Source organism: Tenacibaculum aquimarinum, from assembly GCF_022478115.1.
In the GTDB taxonomy this organism is placed as follows: Bacteria; Bacteroidota; Bacteroidia; order Flavobacteriales; family Flavobacteriaceae; genus Polaribacter; species Polaribacter aquimarinum_A.
In genome coordinates, this window is sequence record NZ_JAKGSC010000003.1 from 320,399 (window position 1) to 329,075 (window position 8,677).

Sequence of the window (8,677 nt, forward strand, 5' to 3'; positions counted from 1 at the left end):
TTTGAGTGTAGATTAAGTATAGTAATAAAATATTTTTATGTTGAGTTTAAAATCTTCAATTCGTATAATTTTTATAAATAAAGTATTATTAATTTTTACTTTTTTTTCAATAACAAATTTATTGTCACAAACAAATGCTTCAAGCATCCAGAGCGGTGTTTCGTTTCAGTGGAGTGATGTTCAATCAGACAGGGAAGACCCGGCAACCATAAAAAGTATAACAGTTGGTGATCGTGTTTTTTTAAATTTTGGAAGTCCACAATCTTATGAGTTAACCCAGTTAGGTTCACCTGGTCATCCTCAAAACGGAATAGAAGAAAATGGAAATCAAATAGAAACAACAAGTGATCCTGCACAAACAACAACTTGGGATGCCTCTGCATTAGCAGCATTTCAAGATAGAAATTTAAATCACTTTTTTGAAGCGTCTAATAATGGAGAGGATATCTGTGATGATTTTGTAAAAGCACAATCAACCTTGGTAGCGCAAAGACAAACATTTTCGTATTCTCCGGGAATACGTAGTACTTCAGGTAGTATTATTGCTATTACAGAACGTAATGCGAATAATTGTTATCATATAGAATTTTTCGGAAACCTTGCAGGTAATACATCTACTGGGTCTTTAGGGCAAACTTTTGTAAATCCAGAAGGACCTACTTATTACGGTCATGGAGGTACAGGAAGTCAAAATAATTTTGGTACAGTTGGGGCTGTAGTTGCACCAACAGGAGATACTGATTATTGGTTAAGTGATAGGGTAGTTGCAAGTAATGGGGGTACTATTGGTATAGCTCTTTTTTATTTAAGTGATATAGCTCCTATTGGTTCTACAATAACAAGTGTTCGAATTACAGCAGCTACAAGGGATCATGGAGATGGTAAAATGTTTATAATGTCTTTACCAGACTCAGACGGAGATGGTTATAGTGATTTAGATGATTTAGATGATGATAACGATGGTATTTTAGATACTGATGAATCTAATGGGTTCTCGCCAAGTGAAGATGAAGATGGAGATGGTATACCCAATTGGAATGATACGAATGATAATGGAACTGGAGACGGTAGTTTAACAAGTTATGCAGATGCAAATGGAGACGGAATACCTGATGTTTATGATTTTGATGGAGACGGAATACCTAATCATTTTGACTTAGATTCAGATAATGATGGTTGTTCAGATGCTATTGAAGGAAGTGGAGGAACTACAGAGTATGTTATTACTGATTTAAATAATGACGGAAGTATAGATACATCAGTTTTATTAATGGGGTCAAATGGTGTTCCTGGAGGTAATACTGCAAATCAAGGAGTTGGTTCTTCGTTAAATACAAGTGTTGTTGTATGTTGTGATGCTTCAGATTCTGGGTACTTAGATTCCGATGGAGATGATGTAAGTGATATTTGTGATTTAGATGATGATAATGACGGTATTTTGGATACTGCAGAAGTTTGTCCTCCAATTCCTGGTGCTGTTGCGCCTCAAGCAGATGCACTTTCATGGTCTTTAGATGGTTATGATATGTTTGTTGTAGGAGGGAATACAAATGCTTTAGGGTATCAAGAATCAGGTTTTGAGCAACACGCTTATCAAACAGGAAAAACGTTAACGATACTAAACACAACAACAGATTTTACTTTTACAGGAAATACCGGAAATGGTTCTGCTGTTTCAAGTACAGGAACTTTTAGTAACGGTACACTTACTTTTACGTCTAATTTAGCAACAAATAATTTCTCTGAATTTACAACTACATCAACACCTAATTTTGTTTCAGGAGAAGTTGCACATGGAGTTTTTGTAAGGCCAGAATTAGGTGTGGGAGTTGGAGATGAGTATGCTGTAAATATTAACTTTACAACACCAGTTACAGCTTTTAGTTTTGATTGGGTGGATATATATGACACTTTTACAGATAATAATCCAGTTTTAAGATATGAAATATATGCAGAAGGAAGTTTATTGGCATATATTGAAGGAGCTACAACTGGAGATGATATAGCGGGAACTTTGTCGGTATATGATAGAAACCACAATGTTATTGGAACTATAACTTCGGGCCAAAATTTAGAAGATACTTTTGGGTTTGTAACAAATACCCCAGTCTCTAATATGTCATTGGTTTATACTGTCCAATCTGGTTCAATTAGATCATCAGCAAATGATCCACACGGTATTGATAATTTTGTTTTTAGTACAGATATTTGTGATACAGATAATGATGGTATACCAAATCATTTAGATACAGATTCAGACAACGATGGTTGTTTTGATGCTCTAGAAGGAAATGGAGGTATTTTAGCATCACAAGTAGATGCTTCTACAGGAATGATAACTAATTCTGTAAATGATAATGGAATTCCAGTAGGTCCAGGAACTGCAGGAAACGGAACTACAGGACAAGATGATGTAAGTTCTACAAATGTAGCCGTTAGTGGAGATCAGTGTGATGATGATGGGGATGGCGTGTTAAATGTTAATGATATCTGTAATGGATTTGATGATAATTTAGATACAGATGGAGATAATGTTCCAGATGGATGTGATTTAGATAATGATAACGATGGTATTTTAGACTCAGATGAAATTTGTAACCTAATAGTAAATGGAAGTTTTGAGCTTCAAGATTTTTCTAGTCAAGCAGAATTCCCAGATCAACTTAATACGGAGGCCTCAGGTACATTTATAGGAACAACTTATAATTCAAATACCTTAACAGGTTGGGATTTTACACACAATATAGATGGTTGGGTAGGAGGAGAGTCTCCAAAGTGGTCTTCATTTGATTTTGCAGATGCATTTCATGGTAAACAATATTTAGATGTTTTAGGAGCAAATGATGTTACATCTGGTGAAAATAATGTGCTGTTTCAAACAATTGAGACGGTTCCAGGTAAAAGTTACACGTTTTCTTTTTCATGGGGAGAAGATGTTGGTCATGGAAGTGGAGATTTGGTTGAGTTAGATGTAAGTGTTGTGGATGCTTCTGATAATATTATTTTAAGTCAAAATTTAACAGCTACAGCTCAAGGTAATGTTGGGGGTGTTATTGGTCCAAAAACATGGTTTACTTTTTCGCAGGTTTTTGTAGCAACAACAACGCAAACTACAGTTCGTTTTTCAGCAACACCACCAAGTGGTTCAACAGCAGCAGGTGCCGCATTAGATCTTGTAAGTGTTGTAGATAATGACTGTGAAGATGATGTAGATGGAGATGGTATTCCTAATTATTTAGATCTAGATAGTGATGGAGATGGTTGTCCGGATGCAATAGAAGCCGCTGGTTCACTTGAAGTGTCTGATTTAGAAAATTCTTCATTAGATGGAGGTAATACAGGTTCTAGTTATACAGGTACTGCAGGTCCTGTAATTCAAAACTTAGGAAATACTGTAAATGCAAATGGTATTCCTATATCTGTAACAGGAGGAACTACTTCGGGAACAGAAACAACAGGTCAAGATTCAGCGCCGGCAGTTTTTGATGGTAATGTAAATGCATGTACTGCAGATTTAAGTTTAACAAAAACGGTAAATACAGCTATTGTAAAAGTAGGAGACACAATAATATATACGTTAACAGTAAAAAATAGTGGAGTTGCAGATGCAACAGGAGTTCAGGTAACAGACGCTTTACCAACAGGTGTAACTTATGTGTCAGATAATTCTGGAGCAACAAGTACAACCTATGTAAGTAATATTTGGAATATTGGTAATTTAGATGCAAATAAAAGTGTAGTTATAGAGATAACTGCAACTGTAAGCGGAGCAGGAACTATAATAAATAATGCAGATGTAACACAGTCTAATCAAACAGATACAGACTCTACACCTGATAATGGAAAATAATTTTCTTAAAAATTTGTTAAGAGTTTTAAAATATATGTATATTTGCAAAATATTTATTTCCCCCATAAATTAAAAAAAAATTTTAATACACTAAATTAAATTTTATTTATTTTTTTATTTTATGAAACCAATAACCCTTTTGTTGTTTTTATCCTTTTTCTTTTCAGTAAAAAAGACTACTGCTCAAATTACGGAGATACAAGAAACGCCTATTACTTTGTTAGAAACGTATACGGGGAATTATAATTATACAGTAACTGGAGGTAGTCTTAGAGATACACCTAATAGTGCTAATGCATGTTCTGTAGTTAATTCTGATTCTCAATTGTTGACAGGTATACCTACGGGAGCAACGATAACTAGAGCGTATTTATATTGGTCAGGAAGTGGTGAGGTTATTGATACCGATGTTACTTTTCAAAGCCAACCGATAACAGCGGAAAGAACATACGTTACAGAGTATGATTTTAATAATGGTACTACAACATATAATATACATCACTTCAATGCAATTGCAGATGTAACTAGTATTGTTCAGACAAATTTAAATACAACATATCTTTTTGAAGATTTATCTGTAGATACTGCATTTAAATATTGTACTACAGAATCTGTACTTTCAGGTTGGGCTTTAGTTGTGGTTTATAATGAAGCTTCTTTACCTCTTAAGAAAGTAAATGTTTACGAAGGTTTTGAGGTAAATAGAAATAACACAAGTAATTTTAATATTACTGCTTTAAATATTCCAGTTAGCCCAACAGGAAATGCTGCAGGTATTTTTTGGGAAGGTGATGAAACTTTACAAGGGACTAACGGTAACCCAGAACAACTACGTTTTAATAATAATGTTTTAACAGATGCAATTAATCCTACAGCTGGGGCTTTTAATAGTACAGTAAATGTAGTGCCTTCATCTACAGAATATGGTGTAGATATTGATTCTTATGATGTAACGCCTTATATTTCTGCAGGGCAAACTTCCGCAACAGTTTCGGTCCGATCTGCAAATGATTTAATCCTTGCTAATGTTATTTTAATTGCAGTAGATACTTATGCTCCTGATTTAGCGATAACAAAAACCTCTAGTGCAAATGGAAACCCTGTAGTACCTGGACAAGTAATAACTTACACTATAGAAGTGAAAAATAATGGAGCTTTTGAACAAGCAACCGATTTGGTTGTTGAGGATATATTACCTCCAGGGGTTTCTTATAATGCAGGTACTGCTCAAAAAACATATTTAATAGATGACGTTACTACAGGGACCTTTTCACATTCATTTACAGGTTTACCCGCAACTTTTGATATCGCTGGGTTTACTCAATCTTATACTGTTACATCATCAGATGTTCCATCTGGTTCAACATTAACATCTTATCAAATGAATGTTCAGGGAGCTTCTACTGATTTTCGAAGTGATATATCATTAGTTGCAACATATCCAAATGGTACTGCTTACAATTTGGGGCAAGGAAGCTTTGGTGGAGGGAATGCAGGAAACTTCAATGTAAGTAGAGGTCCAGGTGTTTTTGGAGGTGCTGCGGAAGGAAATTATACTTTTGTTTGGAATGATGGTTTTGATGGTGTTGGTGGAGTAGATGATAATACAATAACAGCAGCCAGTTTCACAATTAATTATGAACTTGTTAATAGGGTGCCAACTACAGATGCAGCAGGTGATCCTTCTAATTTAATAGCAGCCTCAGAAAATTTTAATTTACAGCCAACAGAATCTGTTACTATAACATTTGATGTTACAGTAGATGATCCAATTAATAGTTCAATTACTCAAATCAAAAATGATGTTTCGGCTAATGCTATAAATTCACCTGATGTTGTTTTCGCATCCGTAACAGATCTAGTAGCTTCAATTGCAGATTTAAGTTTAACTAAAACTGTAGATAATGCTTTGCCAAAAATTGGAAGTAATATTGTTTATACATTAACAGTAACTAATGATGGGTTTGCAAATGCAACAGGAGTGCAAGTAACTGATGTTTTACCTACAGGTCTAACCTTTGTTTCCGATAATTCTGCAACTACAAGTACAACATATATAGGTAATATTTGGAATATTGGTAACTTAAATGTTAATCAAACAATAGTATTACAAATTACTGCAACAGTAAATGGAGCAGGAGAAATAATAAATAATGCAGAAATAACGCAGTCTAATCAAACAGATTTAGATTCCACACCAGCAAGTGGAGATTAAAAGAAAACCCTAGGGTAGATTTGAAAAAGTTTATTCTTCAAAAAAAAAGACATTGATTCTAATTTAGAATGGGGGCTAGTTTGATTAGAAAATATTTTATTTATTTTTTTATTATAAAATAAGAATGTACTTTTGCAAATAATTAAGATTCCCCCAATTAATATTTTAGTGATTCAAATTTTATTTGGATATGATTTTTTAAAAACTAATAATTAAGTTATTAAATTTATTTAATAAGGGAGGCTTAAAATAAATTATTAATTTTAGAGGTAATTTCTTCTATTGTTAATTATTTGCATATGTCATATATGTAGTATTCTTCTTTTTTATTTATCAATAAATTCTTAACGTATAGTTACTAACAATTTAATCTTTTTTTAGAATAGATTTAAATGTGACTTTTAATTATTGCTTGTGTCTAAGTATTAATGTCGGCTATTTGCCAATATTAATTAGCTCTTAGGCGCATTTAGAGTGTTTTTTAACACTAGTGTAGTACTAAAAATGAGATAAATCAATTGTTGGTTTATCATATTTTAATAAAAATTAAAAATAAACCCTATTAAGTAAGGCATGGGAAAAATTTACAATCAGAACATCGTGACAAAAAAATGGTCAAAAATGGTTAGTTTATTGCTAATTGTTTTTGCGTTTTCATTTACAACTCAAACAGTATTTTCACAGAATGCTGCTTTAATTGTAAATACAACCACAGAAGATGGTAATGATACTGCTAATGATGTAGTTAATTACATAGCTACAATACGTAATACAGGAGACGTGGCGCTTAACAGTGTTAGTCTTACTAGTAATTTAGCAGGTTTAACACTTACTGTTGATGAAGATGGTAATGGAGATGCTGTGCTAGATGTTGGTGAAGCTTGGACATATATAGGTAGTTATACTAACGCAGCAGGAACAAGTGTGTCTAGCACTTTTAGCCTTACTTCTGCTGAAATTACAACACCTATTACTTACTCTCATACAGAAGCAGTTCACGAAGATGATTATGCTACAGCTGTAATTAAAGTTTTACCGTTTTTAAAATTAGACGACATAACAGTTACTGAAGGAGATAATCCTGTAGCTATGGTACCGGTAAGTATATCGCATCCAAGTACAGAAGCTATTGATGTGCAAATAACACAAACAAATGGTAGTGCTGTTGATTCAGATGATTATACAGAGACTACTATTACAGTAACAATTCCTGCTGGACAAACAAGTATTACTGTTGATATTCCTATTACGAATGATAATATAGGAGAGTCAACTGAATCTTTTACCGTTAATGGAACTTCTTCAAGTACATGTCCAGCAACACCTTCAACTGTTACTATTTTAGATGATGATACGCCAGTAGTAATATTAGAAGATGTAACGGTAACAGAAGGAACTGATCCTGTAGCAACAATTCCAGTAAGTATTAGCAATCCAAGTGATGAGACAATTGTTGTACAGATTACCCAAACAATTGGAACAGCAGGAACAGATGATTATACAGTGGAAACAATTGAAGTAACCTTTCTTGCCGGAGAGACTTCAACAACAGTAGATATTGATATAGAAGATGATCTTTTATTAGAAAATACAGAAACATTCAGTGTAAATGGAACAGTTACAAGTAGTAATGCAACTAACGCAACACCTTCTATTGTAACAATATTAGATAATGATATTAATGCTATAGTAATTGGTAGTGTAATTGTTACTGAAGGTACAGATGCAGTAGCAACAGTGCCAGTAAGTATTACTAATCCTAGTGTGTTGCCTACAGTTATAACTATTACTCAAACAATAGGTACTGCAGGTACAGATGATTATACGTCTGCAACAATTACTGTTACAATCCCAGCAGGAGCAACTACTACTACTGTTGATATTCCTATTACTAATGATAACATATATGAAGCAACTGAGTCTTTTACTGTTAATGGAACAAGCCCAACTGCTACTTCGGGAGCTCCAGGAATAGTAACTATTCTTGAAGATCCAACAGATGTACCAGCGTTAACAATCGGAGACGATACGGTAACAGAAGGCGATGCAATATCAATTCCAGTAACATTAAGTAATCCAAGTAGTGAAGATGTAGTTGTAGCAATTACATATGACAATGGAAGTACAGAAGGATCTGATGATTATGTAGCAACAACTACAACAGTAACGATTCCAGCAGGAGCAACACAAGTATTAATACCAATTAGTACAGTAGAAGATACAACCAATGAGCCAACAGAGAGTTTCACAATAAATGGAACAGTAACTGCAGGAACAACTTCAAATGCAACGGCAACAGGAACAGGAACGATTAATGATGATGATGCTTTACCAGCGTTAACAATCGGAGACGATACGGTAACAGAAGGCGATGCAATATCAATTCCAGTAACATTAAGTAATCCAAGTAGTGAAGATGTAGTTGTAGCAATTACATATGACAATGGAAGTACAGAAGGATCTGATGATTATGTAGCAACAACTACAACAGTAACAATTCCAGCAGGAGCAACACAAGTATTAATACCAATTAGTACAGTAGAAGATACAACCAATGAGCCAACAGAGAGTTTCACAATAAATGGAACAGTAACTGCAGGAACAACTTCAAA

At 34.0% G+C, this 8,677-nt stretch carries 3 protein-coding genes; all 3 read left to right on the forward strand.

Translation table 11 applies throughout. From position 1 onward, the window contains the following. Window positions 1–121: 121 nt before the first annotated feature. The gene (locus tag L1S33_RS09620; RefSeq protein WP_240562166.1) at window positions 122–3,850 is read left to right on the forward strand and encodes a hypothetical protein; all 3,729 of its coding nucleotides are present in this window, start codon (window positions 122–124) and stop codon (window positions 3,848–3,850) included. A gap of 121 nt (window positions 3,851–3,971) precedes the next feature. Then, window positions 3,972–6,065 (forward strand): hypothetical protein, encoded by a 2,094-nt coding sequence (locus L1S33_RS09625; protein WP_240562167.1) that lies wholly within the window; start codon window positions 3,972–3,974, stop codon window positions 6,063–6,065. Window positions 6,066–6,638: 573 nt separating this feature from the next. Next, the coding region (locus L1S33_RS09630; protein ID WP_240562168.1) for a beta strand repeat-containing protein at window positions 6,639–8,677 on the forward strand (2,039 nt) is incomplete at its 3' end.

What these genes read in the sequence shown, in the direction of transcription:
- L1S33_RS09625 (WP_240562167.1), top strand. Translation starts at nt 3,972, where the DNA reads ATGAAACCAATAACCCTTTTGTTGTTTTTATCCTTTTTCTTTTCAGTA.